Source organism: Ochrobactrum sp. PL_is483, from assembly GCF_055816855.1.
Window position 1 is genome coordinate 241,728 of record NZ_JBVPGS010000036.1, and the last position, 26,363, is coordinate 268,090.

Here is a 26,363-nt window from a genome sequence, read left to right on the forward strand (position 1 = left end):
CAGAATGTCACCATGTGATGTCGGAGAGGCCGCCGCCCACGGCCTTCTGAGAGGGCGATCGGCCCACAAACGGGCCGGTTAGGCAATGGCCGCGTCCGGCTAATTTCCGCCGGCGGGGACGAGCCCCGCCTTTGCATCGCGAAGCAAATTAGCCGGACCCGGCCATCAAGGCCCTCGCGCGAGCGCGAGCGCTGCCAGCCCGTCCCGCCCGTGGGCTTCGTCGCCTGCGAAGGCCGCGATGGGCGCGGTCAGTCCGACAAAGGCGAACACCATGACCGACTACGAAGTTGCAGGTTTCGAGCCCCTCCACTCCTCATCCCCTACCGATCACATCCTCACCGAGCTCCAGCTCTATGGCTACCGTCCGTTCCAGGATGAACCGGACGCAAGGCCGCTCCCCGAAGGCAATGCCGTCGCCGGCGCTGTCGCTGATATCTTCGACGCCCTGATCACCACCCTGGCCGACACCCGCCTCGAACCCGACCTCGACGAGCTCCTCTGGTCGACCGTCAATCTCTTCCACCGCGCCACCGCCCGCATCGAACGCGAGCTGGACGACAACGAGCTCGCCCAGCGCAACAGCCAGCGCGAACAGGACGGCTCGGAGGTGAAGTCCGTCGAGCTGGAGCGGCTGACGGCAGAGGGGCAGACCTTCATCGAGCGGCGCAACAGCATGGAGCTCTTCCGCGACGTCGCCGCCGATCAGTTCGAACGCCACACCGGAACGGTCTGGCGGCCGCGCTCCGGGTCGATGGTCAACCACCGCAACCTGACCTCGGCCATGATCGACAGCCGTGACTTCCTCGCCGCCAAGCGTCGGGCGGAGAACGAGGTAATGCTGCCCGCCGGTCCCAGGGTCGCCTTCACCGGCGGTCTCGACTTCAACGACCATCGGCTGATCTGGGCCAAGCTCGATCAGGTCCACGCCAAATATCCGGACATGGTGCTGCTGCACGGCGGATCGCCGAAGGGCGCAGAACTGATCGCGGCTAAGTGGGCCGACAATCGCAAGGTTCCTCAGGTCGCCTTCAAGCCCGATTGGACCAAGCACGCCAAGGCGGCGCCCTTCAAGCGCAACGACGCCATGCTCGACGTCCTGCCGGTCGGCGTTATCGTCTTCCCGGGCACGGGCATCCAGGAGAACCTCGCGGACAAGGCCCGCAAGCTCGGCATCCCGGTCATCAAGTTCGAGGGCGGCGCGTAAAGCGCCGCCACATAGGTTAGGTTGATCGTACCGGCGTAAATGGTCGTAGCCTAAGCCGGCTGCGATGTCCTTCTGTCCCAGGCTTCCCGGAGGGACAGATGCCCTTGAAATAGGATTTCTGCCAGCGATCGCGCACGGCATCCGAGGTAGGATCATTTAGGTTGGTGTTGAAATCGTTCCTGCTTGAGGACCAAGCTTGATGCTCTCCCTCCAGTTCGGCATGCTCGGAGAGCTTGCGGATCGCAGGCATCACACTCTCGAGATGGCCTCGCCCGACCGGGAAGAAATGACAGAAAGGCTCATCCTCCTCGAAATCTATTCTTTGCCCCGGCCGCGTGAACTGCCAGTTCATTGTGAAGGTGTAGGGTGACCAGTCGGTTTCGATAATCCGAAAGCGGTGTTTGCCTATCACATTTAACTAAGCGCGACAGGCTGTTCCGATAACTGCCACCGTGAATTTGATTGCTTGAATGCGCCAACATCGGACATCCCATCCGCCGATCCAGTTCGTCCTTGTCCGCCCTCAGGTTTGCTGCAGTATCATCCGTGTGCCTTCTTTTCTTCGTGCTCGCTCCTTGCCAAGTAGTAGCAACATTGAATTTTTGAAGGATTGAAAACTATGGATCAAACAGCTTCAAACGTGAAGTCCCGGAATATCCTCGTGCTAGGAGCTGGAGAACTCGGCATGCCGGTCCTGCGCAATCTGGCCCGTCGCGCAAAGGACATTGATGGCGCAACGATAAGTGTCTTGTTGCGAGCCACCGCCATAGAGTCTGACTCATCAGCCAAGCAGCGCGACATCGCTGAAATTCGAGACTTGGGGGTTGAGATCGTCGTAGGCGATCTGGTGAAGAGCTCGATTGATGATTTGGCATCTCTGTTCTCGCAGTATGACACCGTCATCGGCTGCACGGGATATGCGGCTGGGATCAATACGCCGATGAAGCTTGCGAAGGCTGCTTTGCAGTCAGGAATCCCGCGCTATTTCCCCTGGCAGTTCGGTGTTGATTTCGAAGCAATCGGTCGAGGTGGTCCACAGGACATTTTCGACGCGCAGCTCGATGTGCGTGAACTGCTTCGCTCGCAGAACAAGACCGAATGGGTGATCATCTCCACCGGCATGTTCATGAGTTATCTGTTCGAGCCTGAGTTCGGTGTCGTCGATCTTGAAAAAAGCGCGGTCAAAGCCCTTGGCAGCTTCGATAATGCCGTCACGGTGACGACGCCTGACGACATCGGCGTGCTCACTGCGGAAATCGTATTCTATGAGCCGACCATCACCAACGAGATTGTCTTCCTGGCGGGCGATACGGTCACCTATGGCCAGCTTGCGGACAAGCTTGAGGCGGGTTTGAACCGACCCTTCAGCCGTTCCGAATGGACGGTTCCGGTTCTCATGGAAGAACTGGCAAACGACCCCCAAAACATGATGCGTAAGTACAGAGCGGCCTTCGGTATCGGGCGTGGCATGTCATGGGACAAGGCCGGCACGTTCAACGTACGTGAAGGCATCAAGGTTACTGATGTTTCCGATTGGATCAACGCTAACCTGACGGCCAAGTGACGGGGCTTAACGGAGCGATGGGGAAGCGCTATAATCTCGCTTCCCCGTCAAGCTTTGTCAGAAACTCCATCGTCAGCAGGGTCGTACCAATTTCTACGGCAATCACTGAGCGACGGCGTCTGTGTCAAGATTTCCAAGGCGTCTGCCAGGACGGCTTCTCTGGCAGACGCGAATCAAAGCCCTCGCGGGACTTTCGAAACTCCTCCGAGTTTTCGACGACCCATGTCCACAGCGGAATCATACGAATTAGAAGACCCATTCCCAATTCTGTTAGTTCGTATTCTACCCGCGGCGGCATCTCTACGAGATCGTAGCGCGTGACGAGGCCGTCTCTTTCGAGTTGGCGCAGAGTGCGAGTTAGCATCCGTTGGGTGACGCCATGCATTCGTCTTCCAATATCTGCGTGCCGAAGCCTGCCGTAAACGCCCAGGGTGTGAATGACGCCAAGCGACCACCTATTTCCTGCGTGGGTCAGAACCTCACGTCTCACCCCGTCTTCATCCTCGCGAAGGCCATCGCAAACAGCTTGAGAATAGCTAAGGATTTCTTCTCTGGTCATTACTTTGCCTCTGGTATGTCCTTCGTTTCGTTTTACCAGAAATCCCGGTATATTGTGTGGCATTGCAATCAGACCTTGCCGAGATAATTCCATGGCAACAATTGTCCAATTTCGCTCTGTTTATGTCCATTGACGATTGCAGTTAACGTGCTGGTCAGCCATTTTTGCGGATCAGCTGAATTAAGTTTACAGGTTTCGATCAGTGAAGCGATCATGCCCCAGTTATGAGCGCCTGCTTCGTGGCCTGCGAATAATGCATTTTTTCTGCTCAATGCTATTGGCCGAATTGTTCTTTCGACGCTGTTGTTATCCAGCTCGACGCGACCGTCAGACAGGAACAGACATAAGCCGTCCCAGTATTTAGCGATGTATTTCAACGCCTCGCCCAATGGGGCTTTTGCCGATACGCGTGCGCGGTGATGCGCAAGCCATGTTTGCATATCGATGATCAGCGGCTTTGATTGTGCCTGACGAACTGCGAGCCGGGCTTCTGGATTGAGACCACGCGATTCAGTCTCGATCTTATAGAGTTCGCCGATCCGCTTTACACCGTCTTCAGCAATCGGGGACGAGCCTGTGCGCGTAGTCTCAATAAGCTTACGGCGCGCATGAGCCCAGCAATAAGCCAATTGTATATTCTGACCAATACGATCTGGCGTGACCAGTCGATTGTAGCCTGCATAGCCATCCACTTGCAGGATACCGTTGAAGCCCTTCAATATCTGTTCGGCATATTGCCCAGATCGTCCCGGAGCATAAGTGAAGGCAACACCGGGCGGGGCATTGCCGCCCCATGGTCGGTCATCCCGCACCAAAGCCCAGAAATATCCGGTTTTGGTTTTGCCTGATCCCGGATCAAGAACCGGTGCACGTGTCTCATCCATGAAGAGTTTGTTTGATCGCTTCAGATCAGCAATGAGCGCATCAAAGACAGGGCGCAGCTCAAAGGCTGCCCGTCCCACCCAGTCAGCCAGTGTCGAGCGATCTATGTCGATGCCCTGACGGCCCATAATCTGGGCCTGCCGATAAAGCGGAAGGTGGTCCGCATATTTGGAAACCAGCACATGCGCGACTGTTGCTTCTGTCGGCAAGCCTGACGGGATCAGTCGCGCTGGAGCGGGTGCTTGCATAACACCATCAGTGCAAGCGCGGCATGCGTATTTGGGACGATGCGTGACAATGACGCGAAACTGCGCAGGGATCACATCCAGTCGCTCAGAAACATCTTCGCCAATGCAATGCATGCAACCACCGCAGGCGCAAATCAGACTTTCCGGCTCGATCACTTCGTCAATGCGCGTCAGGTGCTTTGGAAGAGAACCGCGATTGATGGCACGTGGCTTTGATGCAGGCTTGGTGGAAGCTGTATCCGCTTCATCTTCTGCATGGATCGCCGCAATGGCTGTTTCCAGATCTTCCAGGGCAAGATCAAACTGTTCAGGATTAATCTTCTCTGACTTACGTCCAAAAGCTGCCTGTTTGAAGGCTGCAACCAGCTTCTCCAGCCGCGCAATGCGATCATCTTTACGAAGACCGAGCGCTGTTGCTGCAATCAGAAGCGCCTTCAACTCAGCAATATCATTGGGAAGATCAGAGGCATCCAGCATGGGCCAAACTTACCAAATCCGGCCTTGATATGCTTGAGGATTATGCTGTCAGAGTCATCGTGCCGCAGCTATGAGACAGGTGCTCAATAGCTATTAAACCGTAATCGGCGCTCTCACCTCCACTGCGCGCACACGTCGCCAGTCAAGCCCAGCAAACAAAGCCTCAAACTGTGCATGGTTCAACGACATCAGCCCATCCTGGATCTCTGGCCAGCTGAACGTATGGGCTTCCAAACGCTTATAAGCCAGAACCATACCTGTGCCATCCCAGTAGATCAGTTTTAGCCGATCGGCCTTGCGCGAGCGAAAGACGAATACAGTTCCTGTAAACGGATCCTTGCGTAATTCGTTCTTCACCAACGAAGCCAAGCCGTCATGGCCTTTGCGGAAATCGACAGGTTTTGTCGCCACCATGATCCGCACCCGATTGGAAGGAAATATCATGATGAGACTGCGAGTCCACGTGCAACTGCAACAATATGCGAAATCGGCGCACCCGATTCAAGACGTACTGTCACGGAACCAATGCATATCTCCACGCAGCTGGTGTCAGAGCCCGGTTGTTCCGCCAAGGGCTCGCTGATCACCAACCCTGCGAATTCTATTCCGTCTTCCGGTGCTGGCAAAACCAGTTGACCGCGCTTGGCTAGCGTTCGCCACATAGATAATCTGTTTGCTCGAACACCATAACGCTGCGCCACATCAACCACACGGGCACCAGGCCGAAGCGTTTCTGAGACCAGTCTGGCCTTGAATTCCGGCGTCCATTTATTGCTTCCCCCGCTAATACTCTTCTCAGGGGTGAGAAACTCCACCGTAGGCCCCATGGGGAAACTCCTTCATCCATCCATGAAAAGCCCTTCGCAAATCAAACAGCGCGAGAAAATGTGGGGCCGAAACAGCGGTTACGATAATCCCAGACAAAGGCGCGATGCCATCTTTGGGCCGATTGACGGGACCAGTGACGAACAGGTCCATGCCCGGGTCCGTTCGGAAAAGGCATGGGACATGAAAGGTCAATATGCCGGTGCCAAAGTGGCTGATGGCAGGTGCCGGAGCACCGTCCCGTTTTGTCCTCACACCGATGGCATCAACACCTTTTTGCCTGTCCCAGATGGCAGAGAAAGCCGTGGGACACAGAATCTCCCAGCCATGAGCATTGGCTATGTTCAGCGGCAGGCACCTATAGGCAAATCGCTGATCGCTTTGATCCATCCAGGACCGCTCCAGCGGTGCCGGACGAATCCGGATGTCATGACCGTCGATGACATACGCCGTCAGATCAGCCATGCCTCATGACTACCATTTGATCCGCAGGCCAAAATTGCCACCAAAGCCGCCAGCACCTGACCCGCTGAGGTTGGTGCTATAGCTCAAGGCGCCAAAGGCACTGACGTTTTCGGAGGCCTGTACGGCTACGCCACCGCCGAACTCCAGTGAAGTACCGTTCAGATTGGTCCGCACCGGCCTGTCGTTAAACGTGACAGTGCTGCTTGAGGAGAAGTCATGCCAGAGATTGACATCGACGAACGGCTGTATCGGAACGTCGTTCACCGTCAGGTTGCCCTCAAGCCGCATACCCAATCTTCCGGTCACGCTCTGAAATGCATCGTAGTCGATGCTTGAAAACGGATCGCTCGTGTCGTTCAGGTCGATATGCTGCCAGATCAATTGCGCTTGTGGTTCAAGCGTCCAGTCATCACTCAGCACAAAAGGGTAGCCCCCTTCGAGTGAGGCAAGAACCGAACTGCCCGAGATATCAGCACCGATGCCTCGATCCGATGTCGCGCCTCCCCGCAGCCAGGTAGCCATGGCCACGGCGTCCAGATACCAGCCCTGCGGCTCTATGTGGGTCCAGTAGACGCCAAGACCGTTTCCTTCCAGGTTGACCCTACCGGATTCGCTCTGCAGCACGCCTAGAGTATTGCCGAAGGTATCACCGCTGGCTTGTGTATGGGTGAAGAATACGCCCAGGCGATCTTGCGCGCCGCTATCGGTCTCCCGGCCCAGCAGATCGAGCCCTGCCTGGATACCCCAGATATGGCTATCCAGGCTCGGCGCAAGCGCGAAGTCCATGCCGCCGATCGCGGGAGACCAGCTTTGATCGGATGATCGACCGAAAAATCTTCCCCATGCGCCGGGCGTCGTCCCGAAACTATTCAACAGAAATTCGTCGCCCTGCCGGGCATGAAACTTGTCAATCGCGGCAATTCCCATGCGCTGCGCCATGGCCGGAGCAACCACATAGCCGGGTATCTCCGGACGGATCAGCGGTGTCTCCGGTCCCGGTGGGGGCGGAGGTGCTGGCGGCGGGGGTGCCGGCGGCAGAGGTGGCGGCGGCGGGGGTGGCCCCGGCGGTGGTGGTGGAGGTGGAGGCGGCGGCGGAGGTGGCGGAGCCGGCGGCGGCGGCGCCGGCGGCAAAGGCGGCGGCGGGGGAGGAGGAGGCGGAGGTTCCGGCGGCGGAGGTGGGGGTGGAGGAGGCGGGGGTGGAGGTGATGGCGGCTCATTGATATGCGAGCGCAAGTACCAGTCATTGTCGGCGGCATCACCACCGATTCCACCGTAGAACAGTTCGTACTCGAAAATACCTGCCCCTACCGGTGCGCCCAAGGCAAATGATCCAGCATCCGTGGTCGCACCGCTCCCCAGGTCAGCGTCTACCACCCTGATGCCGTTGCCCGATGTCTGCGCACCGGGCCCATTCAGATTGGTCACATAGAGCTGGGTGTCTCCCGTCGCGCGGGCGCCATTTCCCCGGATCACCAGTTGATCGGACGGTGAATTGTCGTCCCCCAGATAAGTCTGGAGGTTGAGGCTGCCCGATTGGCCGATATAGTTGCCCATGATGACGAAACGGTCGGTGCTTGTTGCAGGACCATTTGTCAGGTCGATCACGCCGGCATTGTAGACGTTGACCAGCTGCCCTCCTGTGGCCGGGGCAACTGTGTGGGTACCGTTCCCCGCTGAAACCCGGCTGGTGGCATCTATGGCGAGCGTGCCCGTTCCGGTGCCGCCATCGCCAAGGGTCAGCGTGGAATAGTCCGAGAAGATCATCTGCGATCCACGGGTGAGCTCAATCAACTCCCACTCGACAAAGCGATAGACCCCGTCTCTGGTAGTGCCTCGCCACGTCATCGTGTCAGCGCCCGTACCACCGGCGATCCTCTCACCTGTCAGCAGATGCGACTGGTTGAGGTCATAGAAATAGGCGTGATCGTCGTCAGCGCCCATGTTCACACCGGCGGTGATGGTCCCGCCCGCCCAGTGGAGCGTGTCGGCGCCTGCTCCCGCCTGAAAGTCGGACGACATCGTGCCATTCAGGAATGCGGCCCAGTCATTGCCGCTGCCGAGATTGACCGGACTGGTGATCAATCCCCCTTCCATGTAGAAGGTGTCGTTGCCGGCGCCCAGGTCGACACTGCCGTTCTCGCTGCCGCCGAGATTGACATACCAGTCATTGCCGGCGCCCAATGACACGACACCGTTGATCTGGCCCTCGTTGCGAATATGATCCGACGAGTTCCCGGTCGCGGTTATGCCGTTGATGATGCCTCCCGCCCAGTTGTTGACGGTCTTTGCACCATCCTGGGTGAACAGAATCCCGTTGTTGATGGTCCCCTTGTTGTTGATGAGATTGTTCGGCGCATCGAGCGTGATCTGGTTGATCTGCGCGCCTGCCCGGTTGGTTATGTTGTTCTGGCCAGTCGCTGTCAGGTTGAGGGTGCCGTTAAACACCCCACTATTGTCGATGACATTGTCCTGACCTGTCAGCGTCACGGCTCCGACCGAACGGCCAGGATTGACGAACAGCGTGTTGGTTCCCGTGCTCGTCGCGGTAATGGCTGTCGCGCCGAAGCTGCCGTTCTGCACGAAAGTGAAATTGTCCCCGCCAGTGACGTTTATATTGCCGTTGATGTTGCCATTGTTGGTGATGAAGCTGTCGGGTAGGCCGGTTATGCTAATGCCACCGTTGAGCGAGTCATAGACGTCAACTATCACTGACGGACCGGGCGGCGGCGGGATGACAAGCGGGCCGGAACTGCCGGTGCAGGTTACAGTATCACCGTCAAGAACACAGGCTGCAATGGCGGGTTTGGCGAAGCACAACAGCGCTGCTGAGGCTACTGACTGAAGAAGCAGAGCGCGCAAAACCGAACGGTAATTTCGTCTTGTCTCAAATCCGTGCGCTGCTGACCAAGGCGCTGAGAGATGAAGGTTCACCGCGGCGCCGGCCGAACGCTTGGAGCGGCCCCTATTGCTTTCCGCAGTATAAGCGCCGGTAGTATTTCCGCGCTGGTCTACAGTTGGTCTGAAGTGCATCGCGTCGCTCCAATGCGCGGGAGCCTCAGTGGATAAACCTTGCGTTGAACAGTCGAATGCGTCAAGGTTGATAATTCCTGAGCTGCTGAAATCACTTCCAGACTGTGGCTGCCATATCACAAGAATATTGAGCTCACTCTGGTCTCGGTCCGGCCGAACCACTCAACCTTTTCCGTTTGGTCTCGTCAGCTTCTGATGCGGCCGCTTAGCGATTCTGGCTCTCTCTTAAGGGTGCAACCCGATTGCCTCTCACCACTGAACGCTTGGCCACTGATCGAGTGATAGCCACGGAGGAAGCAGGTCGCGCGGTGAATATGACGCTTCCGCCAACCTGGGGAGGCTGATCCTTCGCATTGCTGATGAGGAGCAAGGCTCTGCTGGCTGTCCTCGTCCTTTGGCTTCTTTGAAAGACCAATCCCTCCTCCTGACTGATCCCCTAAGTCCGTTCTGTTTCCACCAGCAACCCCCGCTGCTCCGGACCGTGTTGGCGCTGAAGCGCCTGCCCGCTCCACTCCGGGCCTTGGGGGCGGGCTGCTGGCTGGCCAGCACTTGCAGATGTCTCCCGACGGCCTTGGCCGGGCATCATCGGAGGGATGGTCCCTCCGCGAAGCAACGGAGAACCACCATGCAGAACATCGTCATCCTCGCCGGCAACATCGGTCAGTCCCCGGAATCCCGCAACACCCAGGGCGGCGCCAACGTCACTAACTTCACCCTGGCCACCTCGCGTCCCCGCTACTCCGAAGGCCACGTCGTCCGCGACGAGAACGGCTACCGGGTTCAGGACACCGAATGGCACCGCATCACCTGCTTCAACGGCCTCGGCAAGACGGTCCAGCAGTACTGCGAGAAGGGCATGAAGGTCCTGGTCCGCGGCCGCCTCCACTACACCAAGTGGACCGACCAGCAGGGCAATGACCGCTACGGCTGCGAGATCATCGCCGAGGCGGTGGACTTCCTCAGCCGGGCCAAGCAGACCGAAAACGGTCAGGGCCAGCGCGACCTCGACGACGAAATCCCCTTCTGACCAGAAACCCAGGCCCGGCGGCCAAAGCCGCCGGGCCTTTCCGGTTTCGAGCCGAATCTTCCCCTGAAACAGGGACTCCAGACCGGATCGACCGGCAGACCTGGCTATGAGAGGGAGCTTTTGCCGCCCCCTCTCACACTCACCCCAGGGAAGGGTAGCCGTCATCGCTCCAGGTATAAAGCGACCGAATCAGTCGGAGTTGCACCGCCACGCAACCCTACCTGATCCGTCCATTTCAGGTGGATTTTGGCTCAACTCCGACTATTATAGCCGTAGTTGTGGCGCCCGATTATGTGCCGATGGGAGGTGATCATGCATGATCACCGCACATCAGACACGAGCCGCGCGCGCATTGCTGGGTTGGACACAGGAGATGCTTGCCGACAGGGCCAGGATATCGCTCACCGCGCTCAAGCGCATGGAGTCAGTCAATGGCCTGCGCGTCTATGAAAGCACCGCCGATCAGGTGCGTCGCGCGCTCGAAGCGGAAGGCATCGTCTTTATCAATTCCGGCCCGCATATCGGAGTGATGGTCGATGTTTCGCAATTGGACACGCAAAAGTAGGACGAGACGCCTTTTTTGCTCCTCGTCTTCTCCGACAACTATCGTCGCTCTCTGCCGTCTCCCCGTCACTTCGTTGCGCTATATGTCGTATCGCTTTAGGGGATGCGTCACCAATAGCGGGAGGTAGAATGACCACGTTATCCTTTCTCGACGAGGCGCCGACCGGAGATCTGCTGACCGAATACGACCGGCAGAATGTCAAGCTCTACGTGCGTCTGCTCGATGCCGAGGCCGACGGGGCATGCTGGGAAGAGGCAGTCGAAGTGCTCTTCGGCATCGACCCGGAGGCAGAGCCGGAACGAGCGCGCAAGATCCATGACAGCCATCTGGCGCGCGCGCACTGGATGAGCGAGCACGGCTACAAGGTCTTGCGGCTCGGTCGGCCGAACTGAATTCCTTTTCTGCCCGCAATGATCGTATTGCCGCCAGCGCAAGGCGGCTTGCGCTGGGCGGTTATTGCCCTGTGGACGACTCGCCGCGATCCTCTGTCCTGATTGACGTATCTTGTTGAGCGGGAGGAGTGTCATGAAGCCCAACACATCACTCTGGCGCGTTGCGTCGACTTACGACTTCGTGGATCACGCAGGTGTCGACGATATCGCCTGGGAATGCCTGAGGCGGAACCGGAACTATCAGAAGGAATATGCCGGTCTGAAAGAGCGCGGTGCGCTCGATCGTCCTGTACCTGCGGAACTGGAGCGCCGCTGGGGGTTGCGATTTCGCCGCCCGTCCTCGCCTCGCAGCCGCTGACCAGCCGATCTTCTGGAGCGAACACGCCAATACGGGCGTGCTCCACCTGTCTGCTGCTGGCGGGAGTGTTGAGGAGGACCAGGCAACCCTCCGAACATTTCTCGGCGACGAAACCAAAGCGGCCGCCGAGGCTCTGCATATTCTGCGCAGGAGCCTTAATCCCGACCAGCACCTCATCATCGATCCGAATTGCAGGCCGGACGATCCGCTGGAAGCGCGCATTTCCATCAGCCGCGACGGGCTGGATCGCCTGGCCGCGCTCGATCGGCTGCTGCGCCAATTCCTCGGCTACAAGGTTCCAGCCGACAGGCGGATGACCGACCAGCAACGCTGGCGCCTGAAATCCATGTTCCGCGCGGTCGACGCACGCCAGCATAATGCCAGTCAGCGCGAGATCGCCGGTGTCCTCTATGGCGTCGAGCGGGTTGCTTCCGAACACTGGAAAACCTCGTCCTTGCGCGACGCCGTGAGCGAATTGCTCAAATATGGCGATGCGATGATCGGCGGCGGCTATCTCAAGCTCCTGCGCTTCCGCCGCCGATTGTAGCCGCCTGTCCGATCAAGGGTGGGGGAATTTAGCACCCCTGAAATCCCCCTCCCTCTGCGCGATCGTTCTTCGCCACCGTGACCTGTGTCCGCCGCTTCGAACCAGCGGCTCCACAGCAAACCACGGAGGCACCCATGCGACCCGATCCTGCTCTTTTACCGCCCCGCTTCCTGCGCACGAAAGAAGCGGCAGCCTTTCTCGGCCTGTCCGCACGCACGCTGGAAAAGCATCGAACCTATGGCACCGGCCCATCCTATCGCAAGCTCGGCGGCCGCGTGGTCTACACCATCCATGAGCTGGAAGCCTGGGCCGAAAAGGGCACGGTCACCTCGACCTCGGACCCGCGCGGCAGCGTGCTGCCCGCCAAGAGGCAGGACCTGACATCTTCTGGTCATTCCGGCCGTTACGCACGCTGAGGTCGGGCCATATGTCGCGTTATCGACCACCAGCCTCCGAGCGGGCCCAGCTCGATGCGTTCGTGATCGCAACGGGCGATGCAAGCCCGCGCGATCAACGGGATCTCATGGAACGGCCGTTCTTCTCGCTGGCCAAGGCCAAGAGGATCGTTCCGATCCGCTACGCATCGGGCGATGTCCGAGTCGAGGTGTTCGCAGTGCCCGAACACGGCATGGCGACCATCTGGGACGCCGATGTTCTCATCTGGGCCGCGAGCCAGATCGTCGAAGCCCAGAACCACGGGCTCGTCACGTCCCGCTTCCTGCGTTTCACACCCTACCAGCTTCTCACCGCAACCGGCCGCGGCACAGGCATTCGCGCCTACGAGCTGCTCAAGGGAGCGCTCGACCGGCTGCAATCGACCTCGATCCGCACCACCATCCGTCACGACAAGCAATGGCGGCGGCATCAGTTCTCCTGGATCAATGAATGGGAAATGCTCACCCGGCACGACGGCCGCGTCGAGGGCATGGAATTCGTCCTGCCAGACTGGTTCTATCGCGGCGTCATCGACCGCACATTGGTGCTGGCGATAGACCCGGCCTATTTCCGGCTCAGTGGCGGACTGGAACGCTGGCTCTACCGCGTTGCCCGCAAACATGCCGGTCACCAGCCGGAAGGCTGGCGCTTCGAGTTTTCCCATCTTCACAGGAAGTCCGGGTCGCTCGCACGACCTTCGGATTTCGCGCTGCACATGCGTCGGCTGATCGCGCGCCAGCCGCTGCCGGGCTATCGCCTGGCACGCGAGATCGAGGACGGCCGCGAGCTGCTCAGTATCCAGCCTGTGCGCCTGTGGAAAGCCTGTGGAAGAAGTGTGGACGGCACCTGTACTTCGAACGCATCCACTATCTGTACTTCGCACGCAGCAAGCACTGTACTTCGCACGCAGGGACAGCAGTTAAGCCTTTGGCCTGAAAAACGAATTCCGGCTCTTAACTTATATAACCCTCTTGAATCTAACTTTTGTAGAGGCGCGCGCCCTGGGGAAAACCGGCTTCTCGACGCCGCTGGCGACGCCTCCGACGGTCGTCTGACCGCGCAAAATATTCGGCTTTTCGCAAAGCGTGAACGGGGGCCGGAAGATGACTGAACGGTCCCTCAACTCGTGGTCTCGCGTTCCTTTAATCGTTGAACGGAATTCCCCGTTAAGCGTGGACTCGCTCATCGACGCCTTACCGTCGCGATGCACCGGCAACGGCCCGCGATTGGCCTGCCAAACGCCGTCGACACGGCACGCGCTGAACATCAAATCGACAGGATCAAAGCCATGAGGCCGCCCGCCGACGTGCGCGCCGCATACAAGGCCGCGCCCCATCTCACTCATGTGGAGCTCACCTGGCGCGAAGGCCGGATCGAACACTGGCTGCGCTTCGGTCATCAAGTCGCCGAGCAACGGATCGATTATGCTCGCCGTATCGCCAGCTTCGCTCCCGGCCACGTCTTCGCCTTCGTCCGTTGGGCCTCGAACGGCTATGGCACGGTGCTTTCGCGCATCGACATCGTGCGCGTCGTCGAACCCGGGGAAGCCTACCAGACGCTGCCTTTCGTGCGGCGCGGCGGCGACATCCTGCTTCGCCTCGACGGCTGGCCGCAGGTGGAAAAGGTTCTCCAGGCGATCGACGCCATCGAGGCGCTCGGCCTCGATCCGGCTGATGTTGCGCCCGATCACTGGCGCCATGTCCACAATCGCCTGACCGTCGGTCTGGAGCCGCACGCCTATACGCTTGCGCAGCACAACGCCTGGCTCAAACGGCGGAGGATTCAGTCATGACGATCCTCGCCGGCGATTGCCGAGAGCTTATGCCCGCGCACGGTCCCTTCGGCATGATCATCGCCGATCCGCCTTATGGCGACACATCGCTTGCATGGGATCGGGGCGTCGAAGGATGGCTGCCGCTTGCGCGGGCAGCCCTCGGCCGCACCGGATCGCTCTGGGTTTTCGGCTCGCTGCGCTGCTTCATGGCCACGGCCGACCGCTTTGCCGATGCAGGTCTTCGCTACGCACAGGAAATCGTCTGGGAGAGGCAGAATGGCTCCGGTTTCCACGCCGACCGCTTCAAGCGCGTGCATGAGCTGGCCGTCCAGTTCTATCGCGCCGAGACGCCATGGCGCGACATTTACAACGATGTGCAGACCACTCCTGATGCGGTCGCCCGCACCGTTCGCCGCAAACGCCGTCCTCCCCATACCGGCCATATAGACGCTGGCTATTACATCAGCCAAGACGGCGGTCCGCGCATCATGCGATCGGTCATCTACATCCGCAATGCGCACGGCCGCGCCATTCATCCGACCGAGAAACCGACATCGCTCCTCGAAATCCTGATCCGGACAAGCTGTCCTGAAGGCGGCCTTGTTGGCGACTGGTTTGCCGGATCGGGCGCCGCGGGAGAAGCGTGCCGGCTGTCCGGCCGGCACTATATCGGCTGCGAGCTCGATGCCGACATGGCTGCGCTTGCGCGTGCGCGCATCGCCGCCGTCCTGCCGCTGCACGGCGGAGGCCCCGCGCGCCGTGAGCCAGCCGGGGACAAGCCATGACCGCGCGCAAGGCCACACTGGGCGCGATGCTCGCCGGTGCAGCGCTCATCGCGCTGCCGGCATGGACCGGGCATGCGCCACGGCTCATCTGGAACGCATCGGCCAGCGTGCCGATCGGGCTCCACGCAGTCACCCCGGCGACAGAGATCGAGGTCGGCGATCTGGTCGCGGTGCTGCCGCCCGACGACCTCGCCATCTTCCTCGACACGCGCGGCTACCTGCCGCGCGGTGTGCCGCTCATCAAACGCGTGCTCGCACTTTCCGGCACAAAGGTCTGCCGCCACGCGGCAACGATCATTGCCTACGATCACGCCTATGGCGAAGCGCAGGCGCGTGACCGCTTCGATCGCGACCTGCCTTCCTGGCAAGGTTGCCGCACACTCGCCGAAGGCGAAGTGTTCCTGATGAACTGGGACGCTCCCGACAGCCTCGACGGCCGATATTTCGGACCATTGCCGCTTTCCTCCATCACCGCCCGCGTCACGCCGGTCTGGACCGAAGAGAACGGCGACGGGCGCTTCCAATGGCGGGCGTCAACGCGGTAAGCGCCCCGTCCGTCGGCCGGCGCTCCGCTTGCCGGCCGTCACCGTCACCGCAACAGAAAGGACCAGACCCATGCCACAGATCGGCGAATTCACCCGCGAGAGTTTCGGCTTTTCCGGCCGTCTCCAAACGCTCTTCCTCGACCGGACAATCGCAATTCTTCCAGCCGAGCCATTGGAGGTCGAGAACGCGCCCAACCACCGCGTCTACCTCGGCGGCGACGGTGACGGGCCGGAGATCGGCGCGGCATGGACCCGCACCGGCGAGAAAGCCGGCGAGTATCTCTCGGTGCTGCTCGACGATCCGTCCCTTCAGCATCCGATCCGCGCCAACCTGTTCCAGAATGGCAGCGACGCCGTCTCTTGGTCACTGCACTGGAACCGGCCCCCCAAAGGCGATGGAAAGGACTGAGCGATGCCACTGCCTTGCATCGGGCATCATCAGGCGCGTATGTTCGGGCGGCATCACGCCGCCCGGCGCATTGCGTTCCTTCTCCTTTCCGGCCTTTTCCTCGCCGCCACATCGGCGGCGGCCGCGAGAGCACAGAACCCACCATCCGTCCTGCAAACGACAGGCGATCCGCTTGCGGCCCATGTGACGGAAGCCGCAGAGCGCTTCTCGATTCCCGAGCACTGGATTCGCGCCGTCATGCAGACGGAAAGCGTCGGCGACCGCTCCGCCGTATCCTCGGCCGGTGCCATGGGTCTGATGCAGGTCATGCCCGACACGTGGACGGAACTGCGCTTGCGTTACGGCTTCGGCAGCGACCCGTTTGCGCCGCGAGACAACATCCTCGCGGGCACCGCCTATCTGCGCGAGATGCTCGACCGATACGGCAATATCGGCGCGATGCTCGCTGCCTATAATGCCGGGCCGGCGCGCTACGACGAATATGTTTCGACCGGCCGCGACTTGCCAGCAGAAACCCGTGCTTATATCGCGGCACTCGTCCCTCTTCTCGGCGGGGAACTGCTTCCTTATAATCTCGCAAATGCTTCGCCATCGGTCACCGACTGGCGCGAAGCCGGCCTCTTCGCGGTGTCCGCCAGCAGCCCGGAAACTGCGCCCGGCTTGCACGGCGAGCGTCACGTGAGCGGCACACTGGTGGCATCGACATCGCACCACAATCCGCTCGTGCCCGCACAACCGGACGCCCTGTTTCCGGCGCGGACTTCCCAGGGAGCCCGGCCATGAGACGCAGCGTGCAACCTCGCATCGTGGCGCAATGCCGGAAAGGAGGTGCGGCAGGAAGGGCAGCGTTAGCGATAGTGCGAACGGTAGGGCAAGTTAAAAGCGCCTGCCACGAACGCCCTAAGCCTCTGGCGAGGCTCGGCTTTTGCGTGGCAGGCGGGTTGGTCGCGTGCAAGAAGCACGATTTTGGGGAAGGAATTCAAGGACTCGGCGTGGCAGGAGCCAGCCGGGCTGCGCGAGGTGCTCGGCGATGACCGACAGCGAGCGCGAATTCCGCATCCGCCTTGGCAAGCCGCGGTGCACCCGCGCGCCGCAGGCCAAAAGCTTCGTCAACCAGGTGCTACGCGCCGCCCAGAAGGCAGGCCACACCCGTTCTCCAGGCGCATCGCGCTCTTCGGGCTGTTCATCCGGTTCCGCCCCATCCACCTTCGGGCGCGGTCACAGCAAGTTCGGCCGCTCACGATTGTTCGCATCCAGCCGCCGCGTCATCGTCAAGGCCCGCATCGCCCGCCACAAAGGCCGCGCCTTCCGTGCAGCGCCGATGGCGGCGCATCTCGCCTATCTCAAGCGCGAGGGCGTCAGCCGGGACGGCGAGCGCGGGATCATGTTCGACGCCGAGACCGATCGCGCCGACGATCTCGGTTTTGCCCGGCGCTGCGAAGAGGACCGGCATCACTTCCGCTTCATCTTCTCGCCCGAAGACGCCGCCGACATGGACGACCTCAAGGGCTTCACCCGCGATCTGGTCAAGCAGATGGAGGCCGATCTCGGCACAAAGCTCGACTGGGTGGCCGTCGATCACTGGAACACCGACAATCCCCATGTTCACCTCCTGGTGCGCGGGGTCGACGAAACGGGAGCCGACCTAGTTATCTCCCGCGACTACATCAGTCGCGGCCTTGTCTCCCGCGCCTGCGATCTGGTCGATCTCGAGCTCGGCCCCAAGCCCGAACACGAGATCCGTGCAGGCATCGCACGAGAGGTTGACCAAGACCGCTGGACCCGGCTTGATCGTGAGATCACCCGGCAAGCCAACGAACTGGGCTACATCGATCTGCGGCCCGAGGTGAAAGGCCCCGACGATCCCGAAATCCGCAGGCTGATGATCGCGCGGCTGCGCCATCTCGAAAAGGCTGGCCTCGCGACCGACGCGGGCATGAACGAATGGTTTGTGGAGCCCGGAGCCGAACGCACATTGCGCGATCAGGGTGCCCGCGGCGACATCATCAAGACCATGCACCGTGCCTTCGCCGAACGCGGAGCCGAGCGCGGCGCCGCGGACTTCGTGATCGATGCGGCGCGCGAGGGACCACCGATTATCGGACGGCTCATCGACAAGGGGCTCCATGACGAGCTGACCGGCGAAGCCTATGCCGTGATCGACAGCACCGATGGCCGTGCCCATCATGTTCGCCTGCGCGGCATCGAGGCGTTCGAACACGCGCCCGATCTTGGCGGCATCGTCGAAGTCCGGCGCTTCGGCGGGCCGGACGATCCACGTCCAACCCTGATCCTCGCCAACCGTTCGCATCTCGATCTGAACGAGCAGATCACCGCACCCGGCGCGACGTGGCTCGATCACCGGTTGGTCGAGCGTGAACCCATGCCGCTCGCCACCGGCGGTTTCGGAAAGGAGGTTCGCGAGGCCATGGACGCCCGTGCCGAGCACCTCGCTGACGAAGGCCTTGCCAGGCGTGACGGGCAGCGCATTGTCCTGCAGCGAAATCTGCTGAGCACCCTCCGCCGCCGCGAACTCGATGCCGTCGGTGCTGAACTTTCGGCCGAGACCGGAATGCCGCATGTGACGGCGCAGGCCGGCGAATACGTATCCGGCACCTACAGTCGCCAGATCACGCTTACCTCAGGGCGCTTCGCCATGATCGAGGGACGCGGTCCTGATGGCGGGCTGGGCTTCCAGCTCGTGCCCTGGTCACGCGAGATCGACGACAAACTCGGCCAGCACATTACCGGCGTCGCGAAATCCGGCGGCGGCATCGAATGGTCGCTGGGACGCAAACGCGATCTCGGCCTTTGACGAAAGGAACCTCTCATGTCCGGCACGAAAATCCTCTGGGGCCAGATCTCCATCGTCTTCCTGATTGTGCTCATCTCGGTCTGGTCAGGCACGCAATGGGTGGCCTGGCGGCTCGGCTTCCAGCCTCAGCTCGGCCCGGCCTGGTTCGAGGTGATGGGCTGGCCGGTCTATTATCCACCGGCGATCTTCTGGTGGTGGTATTTTTTCGACGCCTATGCCCCGCGCATCTTCGCCGAGGGCGGCATCATCGCGGCCTCGGGCGGGTTCCTTGCAATCGGCATCGCCATCACTATGTCGGTGATGCGTGCCCGCGAGGCGGCCGATATCGATACCTATGGTTCGGCGCGATGGGCAGAGCGGCCCGAGATCGAAAAGGCCGGGCTGCTCGGCCCCGACGGCGTTGTGCTCGGAAAGCTCGACCGGGATTATCTGCGCCATGACGGGCCGGAGCATGTGCTGTGCTTTGCGCCGACCCGATCGGGCAAGGGTGTCGGCCTCGTGGTGCCCTCGTTGCTGACCTGGCCCGGCTCGGCCATCGTCCACGACATCAAGGGCGAGAACTGGGAGCTTACGGCGGGCTTCCGCGGCAGGCATGGGCGCGTGCTCCTGTTCGATCCGACCAATGCGGCATCGGCCGCCTATAATCCGCTGCTCGAAGTGCGGCGCGGCGAATGGGAGGTTCGCGACGTCCAGAACATCGCCGATGTGCTGGTCGATCCCGAGGGCTCACTCGAAAGGCGCAACCACTGGGAAAAGACCAGCCATTCGCTCCTGGTTGGCGCCATCCTCCACGTCCTCTATGCCGAGAAAGACAAGACGCTTGCCGGTGTCGCGGCCTTTCTTTCCGATCCCCGTCGCACGATCGAAGCAACGCTGGATGGAATGATGGCCACCCGGCATCTGGGCGAGGCCGGCCCGCACCCCGTGGTCGCCTCGACCGCCCGCGAGCTCCTGAACAAATCCGACAACGAGCGTTCCGGTGTGCTCTCGACCGCCATGAGCTTTCTCGGCCTCTATCGCGATCCTGTCGTTGCGGCCGTCACCGCGCGCTGCGACTGGCGCATCGAGGACCTGATTGCCGACGCAAAGCCTTCCACACTCTATCTCGTGGTGCCGCCATCCGACATCTCCCGCACCAAGCCGCTCATTCGCCTCGTGCTCAACCAGATCGGCCGCCGACTGACCGAGGACCTCCATACGAAAAAGCGCAAACATCGCGTCCTGATGCTGCTCGACGAGTTTCCGGCGCTCGGCCGGCTCGACTTCTTCGAGAGCGCGCTGGCCTTCATGGCTGGCTACGGTATCAAGAGCTTCCTAATCGCCCAGTCACTCAACCAGATTGAAAAGGCCTACGGCCAGAACAACGCCATCCTCGACAACTGCCATGTGCGTGTCAGCTTTGCCACCAATGACGAGCGCACGGCAAAGCGTGTCTCCGATGCTCTTGGCACAGCAACCGAGATGAAGGCTATGCAGAACTATGCCGGCAGCCGGCTTGCGCCCTGGCTGGGGCACATCATGGTCTCACGCTCCGAGACCGCCCGACAGCTCCTGACGCCCGGCGAGATCATGCAGCTTCCGCCCGACGACGAGATCGTCATGGTGGCCGGCACGCCGCCGATCCGGGCGAAGAAGGCGCGGTATTTTGAAGATCAGCGTCTCAGTGAACGCATTCTGCCACCGCCAGATCCCGCAAAACTCGTCGTCACCGCACGGCCGGATGGCTGGTCGGTGCTCAAGCCGGTCAAACCGGACGAAACACTGATCGCTGCCGCCGAAGAGGCCAGGAAGAAGAAGGAGGACAAGGCCAATTCCAGCCTGCGGCGTGAGCCCGAACTCCCCGACCATGTCGAGATCGTCCACGAGAAGACCGAACCCGCTCCCGAAAACGAGTTCAGGATCATGCTCGACGATGATCAGGAGGACAACGCCCGCCAGCGACAGGCGATACGCCGCCAGATGGGCGGTATCGCCCGCCAGGCTTCCCTCAATCCCGATGACGGTATCGAACTGTAAGGAACGGCCATGCGCGATCGTCTCAACGCCTCCCTGCCAGTTGCCCTTATCGATCAGGTGACCGAACTTGCCGCACGCAAGAAAATAACGCGCTCTTCAATTGTCGAGGCGGCGCTCGAATCCTTTTTCTCGCCCGACAATTCCCAGATGCAGGAGGCAGCACTTGCCAGACGCCTCGACCGGCTTTCCCGACAGGTCGCCCGGATCGAGCGGGATCTCGGCATCTCGGCCGAAACACTTGCGCTGTTCGTGCGCTTCTGGCTCACCGTCACCCCGCCCATAGCGCCCGAAGCCTATTCCGCAGCCCAAGCCAAGGGCCGAGAGCGATTCGAGGGATTCGTCGACACGCTCGGCAAGCATCTGCAGTCCGGCCGAAGCTTTTTGAAGGATATCCCGGAGGATGCCGCAGGAAGTCCGGACGATACGGCGATTCAACACAATAGGCCGTAGGAGCTACCTGCGCGTTGATCATCCGCCGACTACGCCACTGAGGCAAACAAGTCGCCGTCCACCCTGAACCGCGCGAAAAGCTCAAAAAATGGGCAAGCGGAACAATAGCAAGGAGATTGTTGTCAGCTTACAGCTGAACAGCCTGACACTTGTCAGCATCGTGATGTTGATCGCCATCGGTTTGGCGGTCATCTATGGCCTGTTCGGGGTGATCAATCTCACCCATGGCGAGTTCGTCACGACCCGTGCTTATTCGGTTGCCGCTGTTCAACTGGCGGGCGATAGTTTCTGGACCGGGTTCGTTGTGGCGCCATTGGTGGGCGCAATGGTCGGCTTTCTGGTCGAATGGGAGAACAGATAAATCGCGAAATCCGGGCTGCGGTGCAATTAAGTTGAATGCATTTATCGTATTTTTCGTGTATACAACTACGTAACGATACTCGGTGGGGTGGAAGCAAGCTGTTGGCACCATAATCGAGATTGGGGAGGGTAGCTGATGGTAGTGGATGAATATGCTTAGCATGGTACCAGACGTGTGGGGGCCAAAGCTTCACTCGCCGGCGGGAAGTGTCACGCGGACACGAACCGGGCCAAATGCTATTTCGTTCATAGCTCCGAGCCATTTTGCCATCGTCATGTTGAGCCCACAGCCGCGTCGGATTGTTGGACTCAATAGCGATAGCCGCAAGAAGTTCAGCGCGACAGCTGGAACTCTTGAACTTGTGCCGGCGCAATCAGAGCTATTCGCAGGGTGGGAAACTCCAAAGGAGAATTTTCTGTTCGCCTTGTCACCGGAGCGGGTGCAGCAGTTGGCGATCGCCGAGTTCGACAACGACACTATCGATCTGGAGCTCCTTCAGCCGGGCCATGTCGATCACACTGCATTACGGCTGGCCAAGATGCTCGAGAGCGAGTTCAGGCGAGCGCGGCACAACGCTGTGAATGAGCTCTATGTGGATTCGCTTATCACCGTTTTCGCCACGCATCTGTTGCGCAGCTATTCCAAGATCGGACAGCAACGCGTCCCGCGCAGGCAAGGCGGCTTTCCTCCAAAGATTATGTCGCGGGTGACTGATTATATTAATGCCCATATTGCCGAGAAAATCAGCCTGGCCAATCTGGCAGAGGTTGCCGGTTTCTCTCCAAGCCATTTTACCCGCGCCTTCCGCCAAAGCGTAGGTCAGGCACCGCACGAATTCGTTCTGAGCCTGCGGCTGCGAGAGGTTGAACGACTGGCGTCGAACACCGACATCCCGCTTGGCAACGTGGCGAAGTTGACCGGATTTTCCAGCCAGAGCCATATGACCGCGACCATGCATCATAAATGGCTGATAACGCCGGGCCAGATAAGGCGGGACAGTTTGCGTAAGTAAACCCGTATTATCAACGGCTCCGAACCATCATCAGCAACGAGATGTTGCACGACTTGGCTCTTTCAGGAATGGATTTTCTGGAATTGAGGCCGGTTGTTATTACGGCGAAGCAATTACAACCGAGTTACTTTCCATGCACAGTTGTGAACTCATTGAACTAAAGCTCCGACGTTTTCGACGGATTCCTTTAAGGACCCATGGACTATTGCATGTTTCAAAGGAACATCGCGTGGTGCGCCCAATCTGGTTCGTAGAGGGTCTCAATAGATAATGTATACGGCGGTTGTAGCGGCCCCTTAAATCCCCGGCCACGATCTCCCACTTGTTAAGTGTTAGGAGTAATGTTGGTATTATGACTATCACCACCAGAAGATGCAGGTCCTTTCCGGGCCTGAACGGCGGCGGCGCTGGAGCACTGCGGAGAAGCTGGCCATTATCCAGGAAACCTACGAGGCGGACGCGACGGTGGGTATCGTGGCCCGTGGTCATGGCACACAGCCGCAGCAGTTGTTCGCCTGGCGCAAGTTAGCGTCCCAAGGTGCCCTGACGGCGACGGCCGCCGAAGAGGAGGTTGTTCCGGCTTCCGAATACCGGGCGCTCCAGAACCAGGTGAAGGAGTTGCAACGCCTGTTGGGCAAGAAGACGATGGAAGGTGAAATCCTCAAGGAAGCCCTCGAAATCGCATCCGGCTCAAAAAACAGAGTGTTATCAGCCTGCTTAGCATGACAGGAGCGTTGATCACCCTGAAATCGCGGTGCGCGCGCCGACATATATAGAAATGCAACTGTTATTCGTGCATTCCATCCTGCAACACTGTCAACTCTTGCAGTACTGCACCCGCAACCCGTGTGATAACTGAATGCGAGACAATCCTTTTTAGACAGGTCATAGTCTCGCATATTTATCAATCGTCGTTTTCTGGAGCCTGCGTTGCCTTGAGCATCTCTCCGGATAATTGGGGGCCAGGGAACTCGCCATGAATCTATCTGCAGAGCTGCCATTTCTCATGCATTCGCTTTACTTGATCGCAATTGTCGCGGAGGCGATGACGGCGGCGCTTGCCGCTGGGCGTCGCAGCATGGACTGGGTAGGTGTGTGCCTGCTCGGTTGCGTGACCGCCCTTGGGGGCGGCTCTGCCCGCGATGTCCTTCTGGGTCATCATCCGTTGTCATGGGTTGAACATCCGTCCTACCTGCTAATCACTGGCGGGGCGGCGCTCGCGACAATCGTCATCGCTCGTTTCGTTCATCATCTGCGTAAGCTATTCCTGCTGCTCGACGCGATCGGACTTGTCGTTTTCACGGTGATCGGTTGCAATGTGGCGCTGGCGCTGGATCTTCCAATCCTGATCGTCATCGCGTCCGGTATGATTACCGGATGCGTAGGTGGTGTGCTTCGCGATGTCCTGTGCGCCGATATTCCATTGCTGTTCCGGAGCGAGCTCTATGCCACTGTTTCGGTTGTGGCAGGCGGCATTTATGTCCTAGGGCTGTCCGTTGGTTTCAATCACGATGGCGTCATGCTTGCAGCAATGGCAACCGGATTGATTTTGCGGCTGCTCGCTTTGCGCTTCGACTGGAGCATGCCGAAATTCGTCTACGATCGTGACCTGCACTAGGGGGAACCGCTGACTTTTTCATGTGGCAACGTCAGACTTGGCAAAATGGGGGCCGCCTTCGCTTCGGCTTGGCGACCACCCGATGGCATAGAACACCACATCTTGCCTTGCATGGAAGCCGCAGCGGTCATCAGCGCAGGATGCACCCAGGTGCATCAACCCATGAGGCCCGGCAGGAACGTCACCAATTCGGGAACGGCCACAAGAAGGCAGGCGATCAGCACCGCCGCAGCTATATAGGGCAATGATGCTCGCACAATTGTTGAAAGAGTGACATCGCGGGGCGCAACGCCTGCCAGAACAAACAGACCGATACCGAATGGAGGGGTCGCCAGACTGATCTCCAACATCAGGAGTATCAGGATTGCCAGCCAGACGGAATCATAGCCAAGTCCGGCCGCCAACGGAAAGAAGATCGGAGCAACCAGCATGATGATCGAGACGGATTCCATGAGCATACCCAGCAAAAGAACGATCAACAGCATGCCGGCCAAAACCCACAGTGGATGGAAAGAAAGCGTCGTCACCCACCCGATCAGTCCGCTCGAAGCGCCCGAGAGGGCGAGCATCTGGCTGAAGGTAGATGCACCTACGATGATGAGGAACACCATACCGGTGACCCGCACCGTGCCTAATACAGATTTGCGCACGCTTTTCCATGTCAGTGATCGGAAGATGATTGCCAGGACCAGGACACCCAGGACACCAAAGGCAGCAGCTTCCGACGGTGTCGCGATACCAAGAATGATCAGCCCGACTACCATAAAGATGACGCCCGCCATCGGCAGCACATTGGTCGCCGCGAGACGCAGCTTCGCACCGAGTGACAAGGGCTCGACCGCGTAGCGCGGCGCGGCCTCCGGATCACGCCATGTGGAATAGGCAATGATAGCGACATAAGCCGACGCCAACAGCAGCCCGGGCACGATACCGGCGATCAAGAGCTTGCCGATGTCGATCTGGGCGATGCTTCCGAGCAGAACGCCAAGCGCCGATGGAGGGATCATGATGGCGAGACCGCCAGTTGCGATAATTGGCCCCATCGACAAAACTGGTTTGTAGCGACGAGCCTGCATCTGCGGCAAGAGTGTCGATCCGAGCATCGCAATGTTGGCTATGCTCGAACCTGACAGCGCCGCAAACAATGTCCCGCCTCCCACCGTCAAATAGGAAAGCCGTCCGGGAATCCGCCCCAATAGTCGATCAATTGCGTCAAACACGCGCAAAGCCACACCAGTATGAAAGAACAGTTCCCCCATCAGGAGGAAAAGCGGGACTGGCACAAGCGTGAACGTGGTTACGGATGTTGTTGCGTTCGCGACGAGTTGCATAATTGCGACCTCGCCGCCAATAAAGATGAGGGCTGCGACCAGATTTGCCGCGAGAAATGCCATCGCCACCGGCATCCGTATAGCCATCAAAACGAGGATTATCCCGACGAGAAGGCCCCCAGCTTCGTACCATGCCATCACAAGCCCTCCTGCAACTCGGATGACCGGACGTACATATCTTCGCCTCGGATGAGGAATCTCGCAAATTCTGTCGCGCACAAGGTGAAGCCGACCGCGAGCACCGAATACAGGAACCATCGCGGCATAATGACAGAACGAATATCGACCTCTCCGCGCATGCCGGCATCGAACGCCATTACTGTGGCGTACCAGGCCATCACCAACGAGATTGCAATGCAAAGCAGAACAGCTATCAAACCGAGTATCCGCTGTAAACGCGGCCCAGTAACGGTGGCGATGATCTCAACCCAGACATGACCACGCTCACGGATGACGAGCGGGGCGGCGGCCATAGCGGCTATCAGCATGGCATATTCGGAGAAAGCGCTTGTCCAGGCTGGTGCCTTTACACCGGCATTGCGCAACACTACGTCGACGATGATCGCCATGAACGTCGCGACAATGACTCCTCCAGCAAGCCATGCCATGGAATACACAAGCCAGTCATACACCTTCGTCACACTTCGCAGAATTATGGACATGACAATT

General features: G+C 59.7%; 29 protein-coding genes and 1 pseudogene. 21 read left to right on the plus strand and 9 right to left on the minus strand.

Translation table 11 applies throughout. The features are described 5' to 3' along the window. Nucleotides 1-271: 271 nt before the first annotated feature. Entirely contained in the window at nucleotides 272-1,204 is a 933-nt protein-coding gene (locus AC0TNJ_RS12865; protein WP_473771350.1) for a DUF2493 domain-containing protein, read from the plus strand. Nucleotides 1,205-1,220: 16 nt separating this feature from the next. On the opposite strand, the gene AC0TNJ_RS12870 is transcribed toward AC0TNJ_RS12865, so the two are convergent. Next, nucleotides 1,221-1,616, minus strand: a complete 396-nt coding sequence (locus AC0TNJ_RS12870; RefSeq protein WP_473771351.1) for a DUF6065 family protein — start codon at nucleotides 1,614-1,616, stop codon at nucleotides 1,221-1,223. Between the two features lie 207 nt (nucleotides 1,617-1,823). Here AC0TNJ_RS12870 and AC0TNJ_RS12875 point away from each other — a divergent pair, with 207 nt between their 5' ends. Then, the gene (locus AC0TNJ_RS12875; RefSeq protein ID WP_473771352.1) at nucleotides 1,824-2,768 is read left to right on the plus strand and encodes an aromatic alcohol reductase; all 945 of its coding nucleotides are present in this window, start codon (nucleotides 1,824-1,826) and stop codon (nucleotides 2,766-2,768) included. 124 nt (nucleotides 2,769-2,892) lie between these two features. Here AC0TNJ_RS12875 and AC0TNJ_RS12880 read toward each other — a convergent pair whose 3' ends face one another. From AC0TNJ_RS12880 to AC0TNJ_RS12905, 6 genes are all read right to left on the minus strand, one after another. After that, the gene (locus AC0TNJ_RS12880) at nucleotides 2,893-3,327 is read right to left on the minus strand and encodes a winged helix-turn-helix transcriptional regulator (RefSeq protein WP_112441464.1); all 435 of its coding nucleotides are present in this window, start codon (nucleotides 3,325-3,327) and stop codon (nucleotides 2,893-2,895) included. A gap of 68 nt (nucleotides 3,328-3,395) precedes the next feature. Beyond that, a complete protein-coding gene (tnpC, locus tag AC0TNJ_RS12885) occupies nucleotides 3,396-4,934 on the minus strand; it encodes an IS66 family transposase (protein WP_473771353.1) in 1,539 nt (512 codons plus the stop codon). 93 nt (nucleotides 4,935-5,027) lie between these two features. Continuing rightward, a complete protein-coding gene (gene tnpB, locus AC0TNJ_RS12890) occupies nucleotides 5,028-5,378 on the minus strand; it encodes an IS66 family insertion sequence element accessory protein TnpB (protein ID WP_473771354.1) in 351 nt (116 codons plus the stop codon). Beyond that, entirely contained in the window at nucleotides 5,375-5,761 is a 387-nt protein-coding gene (locus AC0TNJ_RS12895; RefSeq protein WP_473771355.1) for a transposase, read from the minus strand. Before AC0TNJ_RS12895 ends, tnpB begins: the two co-directional genes overlap by 4 nt. Further along, nucleotides 5,730-6,224 carry a DUF6065 family protein gene (locus AC0TNJ_RS12900; protein ID WP_473771356.1) on the minus strand — a complete coding sequence of 165 codons (495 nt, stop codon included), beginning with the start codon at nucleotides 6,222-6,224 and terminating at the stop codon, nucleotides 5,730-5,732. The genes AC0TNJ_RS12895 and AC0TNJ_RS12900 overlap by 32 nt, the downstream gene beginning before the upstream one ends. 9 nt (nucleotides 6,225-6,233) lie before the next feature. Continuing rightward, nucleotides 6,234-9,155, minus strand: a complete 2,922-nt coding sequence (locus AC0TNJ_RS12905; protein WP_473771357.1) for an autotransporter family protein — start codon at nucleotides 9,153-9,155, stop codon at nucleotides 6,234-6,236. 724 nt (nucleotides 9,156-9,879) lie between these two features. On the opposite strand from AC0TNJ_RS12905, the gene AC0TNJ_RS12910 reads away from it, so the two are divergent. The 19 genes and pseudogenes from AC0TNJ_RS12910 to AC0TNJ_RS13000 all read left to right on the plus strand — a co-directional run bounded on the left by AC0TNJ_RS12910 (nucleotide 9,880) and on the right by AC0TNJ_RS13000 (nucleotide 24,363). Continuing rightward, entirely contained in the window at nucleotides 9,880-10,281 is a 402-nt protein-coding gene (locus tag AC0TNJ_RS12910) for a single-stranded DNA-binding protein (RefSeq protein ID WP_473771358.1), read from the plus strand. A 316-nt stretch (nucleotides 10,282-10,597) separates the two neighbouring features. Further along, nucleotides 10,598-10,846 (plus strand): helix-turn-helix domain-containing protein, encoded by a 249-nt coding sequence (locus tag AC0TNJ_RS12915; protein WP_473771359.1) that lies wholly within the window; start codon nucleotides 10,598-10,600, stop codon nucleotides 10,844-10,846. A 128-nt stretch (nucleotides 10,847-10,974) separates the two neighbouring features. Then, nucleotides 10,975-11,238, plus strand: coding sequence for a DUF2285 domain-containing protein (locus AC0TNJ_RS12920; protein ID WP_473771360.1), 264 nt, complete (start codon nucleotides 10,975-10,977; stop codon nucleotides 11,236-11,238). A 133-nt stretch (nucleotides 11,239-11,371) separates the two neighbouring features. Further along, on the plus strand, nucleotides 11,372-11,596 hold the full coding sequence (locus AC0TNJ_RS12925; protein WP_473771361.1) for a transcriptional regulator domain-containing protein: 225 nt from the start codon (nucleotides 11,372-11,374) through the stop codon (nucleotides 11,594-11,596). Then, nucleotides 11,511-12,143 (plus strand): DUF2285 domain-containing protein, encoded by a 633-nt coding sequence (locus AC0TNJ_RS12930; RefSeq protein ID WP_473771362.1) that lies wholly within the window; start codon nucleotides 11,511-11,513, stop codon nucleotides 12,141-12,143. Before AC0TNJ_RS12925 ends, AC0TNJ_RS12930 begins: the two co-directional genes overlap by 86 nt. Nucleotides 12,144-12,277: 134 nt before the next feature. Continuing rightward, nucleotides 12,278-12,559 (plus strand): helix-turn-helix transcriptional regulator, encoded by a 282-nt coding sequence (locus AC0TNJ_RS12935; protein ID WP_473771363.1) that lies wholly within the window; start codon nucleotides 12,278-12,280, stop codon nucleotides 12,557-12,559. A gap of 11 nt (nucleotides 12,560-12,570) precedes the next feature. Continuing rightward, nucleotides 12,571-13,689, plus strand: coding sequence for a replication initiator protein A (locus AC0TNJ_RS12940; protein WP_473771364.1), 1,119 nt, complete (start codon nucleotides 12,571-12,573; stop codon nucleotides 13,687-13,689). Nucleotides 13,690-13,866: 177 nt separating this feature from the next. Next, on the plus strand, nucleotides 13,867-14,370 hold the full coding sequence (locus AC0TNJ_RS12945; RefSeq protein ID WP_473771365.1) for a DUF2840 domain-containing protein: 504 nt from the start codon (nucleotides 13,867-13,869) through the stop codon (nucleotides 14,368-14,370). Beyond that, nucleotides 14,367-15,137: a DNA-methyltransferase gene (locus AC0TNJ_RS12950; protein ID WP_473771366.1), complete on the plus strand. Its 771-nt coding sequence runs from the start codon at nucleotides 14,367-14,369 to the stop codon at nucleotides 15,135-15,137. The genes AC0TNJ_RS12945 and AC0TNJ_RS12950 overlap by 4 nt, the downstream gene beginning before the upstream one ends. Beyond that, nucleotides 15,134-15,682 carry a S26 family signal peptidase gene (locus tag AC0TNJ_RS12955; protein ID WP_473771367.1) on the plus strand — a complete coding sequence of 183 codons (549 nt, stop codon included), beginning with the start codon at nucleotides 15,134-15,136 and terminating at the stop codon, nucleotides 15,680-15,682. Before AC0TNJ_RS12950 ends, AC0TNJ_RS12955 begins: the two co-directional genes overlap by 4 nt. 70 nt (nucleotides 15,683-15,752) lie before the next feature. Then, nucleotides 15,753-16,091: a DUF736 domain-containing protein gene (locus AC0TNJ_RS12960; protein WP_473771368.1), complete on the plus strand. Its 339-nt coding sequence runs from the start codon at nucleotides 15,753-15,755 to the stop codon at nucleotides 16,089-16,091. 3 nt (nucleotides 16,092-16,094) lie between these two features. Further along, on the plus strand, nucleotides 16,095-16,874 hold the full coding sequence (locus AC0TNJ_RS12965) for a lytic transglycosylase domain-containing protein (RefSeq protein WP_473771369.1): 780 nt from the start codon (nucleotides 16,095-16,097) through the stop codon (nucleotides 16,872-16,874). 247 nt (nucleotides 16,875-17,121) lie between these two features. Beyond that, nucleotides 17,122-18,906: a relaxase/mobilization nuclease domain-containing protein gene (locus AC0TNJ_RS12970; RefSeq protein ID WP_473771370.1), complete on the plus strand. Its 1,785-nt coding sequence runs from the start codon at nucleotides 17,122-17,124 to the stop codon at nucleotides 18,904-18,906. 15 nt (nucleotides 18,907-18,921) lie between these two features. Then, entirely contained in the window at nucleotides 18,922-20,922 is a 2,001-nt protein-coding gene (locus AC0TNJ_RS12975) for a conjugal transfer protein TraG (RefSeq protein WP_473771371.1), read from the plus strand. A gap of 9 nt (nucleotides 20,923-20,931) precedes the next feature. Continuing rightward, nucleotides 20,932-21,372: a CopG family transcriptional regulator gene (locus AC0TNJ_RS12980; RefSeq protein ID WP_473771372.1), complete on the plus strand. Its 441-nt coding sequence runs from the start codon at nucleotides 20,932-20,934 to the stop codon at nucleotides 21,370-21,372. 88 nt (nucleotides 21,373-21,460) lie between these two features. Next, nucleotides 21,461-21,733, plus strand: coding sequence for an ABC transporter permease subunit (locus tag AC0TNJ_RS12985; RefSeq protein ID WP_473771373.1), 273 nt, complete (start codon nucleotides 21,461-21,463; stop codon nucleotides 21,731-21,733). A gap of 274 nt (nucleotides 21,734-22,007) precedes the next feature. Continuing rightward, nucleotides 22,008-22,745, plus strand: coding sequence for a helix-turn-helix domain-containing protein (locus AC0TNJ_RS12990; protein ID WP_473767955.1), 738 nt, complete (start codon nucleotides 22,008-22,010; stop codon nucleotides 22,743-22,745). A gap of 372 nt (nucleotides 22,746-23,117) precedes the next feature. Then, a pseudogene (locus AC0TNJ_RS12995) lies at nucleotides 23,118-23,468 on the plus strand (transposase); the annotation flags it as partial. A 253-nt stretch (nucleotides 23,469-23,721) separates the two neighbouring features. After that, entirely contained in the window at nucleotides 23,722-24,363 is a 642-nt protein-coding gene (locus tag AC0TNJ_RS13000) for a trimeric intracellular cation channel family protein (protein ID WP_473767954.1), read from the plus strand. A gap of 155 nt (nucleotides 24,364-24,518) precedes the next feature. Here the strand turns inward: AC0TNJ_RS13000 and AC0TNJ_RS13005 are convergent, their stop codons facing one another. Together AC0TNJ_RS13005 and AC0TNJ_RS13010 are read right to left on the minus strand one after the other, a co-directional pair. Further along, entirely contained in the window at nucleotides 24,519-25,832 is a 1,314-nt protein-coding gene (locus AC0TNJ_RS13005; RefSeq protein ID WP_473767953.1) for a TRAP transporter large permease, read from the minus strand. Next, nucleotides 25,832-26,356, minus strand: coding sequence for a TRAP transporter small permease (locus tag AC0TNJ_RS13010; protein ID WP_473767952.1), 525 nt, complete (start codon nucleotides 26,354-26,356; stop codon nucleotides 25,832-25,834). Before AC0TNJ_RS13010 ends, AC0TNJ_RS13005 begins: the two co-directional genes overlap by 1 nt. Nucleotides 26,357-26,363 lie beyond the last annotated feature (7 nt).

What these genes read in the sequence shown, in the direction of transcription:
- AC0TNJ_RS12980 (WP_473771372.1), top strand. Translation starts at nt 20,932, where the DNA reads ATGCGCGATCGTCTCAACGCCTCCCTGCCAGTTGCCCTTATCGATCAG.
- AC0TNJ_RS12955 (WP_473771367.1), top strand. Translation starts at nt 15,134, where the DNA reads ATGACCGCGCGCAAGGCCACACTGGGCGCGATGCTCGCCGGTGCAGCG.
- AC0TNJ_RS12865 (WP_473771350.1), top strand. Translation starts at nt 272, where the DNA reads ATGACCGACTACGAAGTTGCAGGTTTCGAGCCCCTCCACTCCTCATCC.
- AC0TNJ_RS12880 (WP_112441464.1), bottom strand. Translation starts at nt 3,327, where the DNA reads ATGACCAGAGAAGAAATCCTTAGCTATTCTCAAGCTGTTTGCGATGGC.
- AC0TNJ_RS13010 (WP_473767952.1), bottom strand. Translation starts at nt 26,356, where the DNA reads ATGTCCATAATTCTGCGAAGTGTGACGAAGGTGTATGACTGGCTTGTG.
- AC0TNJ_RS13000 (WP_473767954.1), top strand. Translation starts at nt 23,722, where the DNA reads ATGAATCTATCTGCAGAGCTGCCATTTCTCATGCATTCGCTTTACTTG.
- AC0TNJ_RS12950 (WP_473771366.1), top strand. Translation starts at nt 14,367, where the DNA reads ATGACGATCCTCGCCGGCGATTGCCGAGAGCTTATGCCCGCGCACGGT.
- AC0TNJ_RS12915 (WP_473771359.1), top strand. Translation starts at nt 10,598, where the DNA reads ATGATCACCGCACATCAGACACGAGCCGCGCGCGCATTGCTGGGTTGG.
- AC0TNJ_RS12875 (WP_473771352.1), top strand. Translation starts at nt 1,824, where the DNA reads ATGGATCAAACAGCTTCAAACGTGAAGTCCCGGAATATCCTCGTGCTA.
- AC0TNJ_RS12965 (WP_473771369.1), top strand. Translation starts at nt 16,095, where the DNA reads ATGCCACTGCCTTGCATCGGGCATCATCAGGCGCGTATGTTCGGGCGG.
- AC0TNJ_RS12960 (WP_473771368.1), top strand. Translation starts at nt 15,753, where the DNA reads ATGCCACAGATCGGCGAATTCACCCGCGAGAGTTTCGGCTTTTCCGGC.
- AC0TNJ_RS12945 (WP_473771365.1), top strand. Translation starts at nt 13,867, where the DNA reads ATGAGGCCGCCCGCCGACGTGCGCGCCGCATACAAGGCCGCGCCCCAT.
- tnpB (WP_473771354.1), bottom strand. Translation starts at nt 5,378, where the DNA reads ATGATATTTCCTTCCAATCGGGTGCGGATCATGGTGGCGACAAAACCT.
- tnpC (WP_473771353.1), bottom strand. Translation starts at nt 4,934, where the DNA reads ATGCTGGATGCCTCTGATCTTCCCAATGATATTGCTGAGTTGAAGGCG.
- AC0TNJ_RS12990 (WP_473767955.1), top strand. Translation starts at nt 22,008, where the DNA reads ATGTTGAGCCCACAGCCGCGTCGGATTGTTGGACTCAATAGCGATAGC.
- AC0TNJ_RS12910 (WP_473771358.1), top strand. Translation starts at nt 9,880, where the DNA reads ATGCAGAACATCGTCATCCTCGCCGGCAACATCGGTCAGTCCCCGGAA.
- AC0TNJ_RS12935 (WP_473771363.1), top strand. Translation starts at nt 12,278, where the DNA reads ATGCGACCCGATCCTGCTCTTTTACCGCCCCGCTTCCTGCGCACGAAA.
- AC0TNJ_RS12985 (WP_473771373.1), top strand. Translation starts at nt 21,461, where the DNA reads ATGGGCAAGCGGAACAATAGCAAGGAGATTGTTGTCAGCTTACAGCTG.
- AC0TNJ_RS12940 (WP_473771364.1), top strand. Translation starts at nt 12,571, where the DNA reads ATGTCGCGTTATCGACCACCAGCCTCCGAGCGGGCCCAGCTCGATGCG.
- AC0TNJ_RS12895 (WP_473771355.1), bottom strand. Translation starts at nt 5,761, where the DNA reads ATGGGGCCTACGGTGGAGTTTCTCACCCCTGAGAAGAGTATTAGCGGG.
- AC0TNJ_RS12920 (WP_473771360.1), top strand. Translation starts at nt 10,975, where the DNA reads ATGACCACGTTATCCTTTCTCGACGAGGCGCCGACCGGAGATCTGCTG.
- AC0TNJ_RS12900 (WP_473771356.1), bottom strand. Translation starts at nt 6,224, where the DNA reads ATGGCTGATCTGACGGCGTATGTCATCGACGGTCATGACATCCGGATT.
- AC0TNJ_RS12970 (WP_473771370.1), top strand. Translation starts at nt 17,122, where the DNA reads ATGACCGACAGCGAGCGCGAATTCCGCATCCGCCTTGGCAAGCCGCGG.
- AC0TNJ_RS12975 (WP_473771371.1), top strand. Translation starts at nt 18,922, where the DNA reads ATGTCCGGCACGAAAATCCTCTGGGGCCAGATCTCCATCGTCTTCCTG.
- AC0TNJ_RS13005 (WP_473767953.1), bottom strand. Translation starts at nt 25,832, where the DNA reads ATGGCATGGTACGAAGCTGGGGGCCTTCTCGTCGGGATAATCCTCGTT.
- AC0TNJ_RS12925 (WP_473771361.1), top strand. Translation starts at nt 11,372, where the DNA reads ATGAAGCCCAACACATCACTCTGGCGCGTTGCGTCGACTTACGACTTC.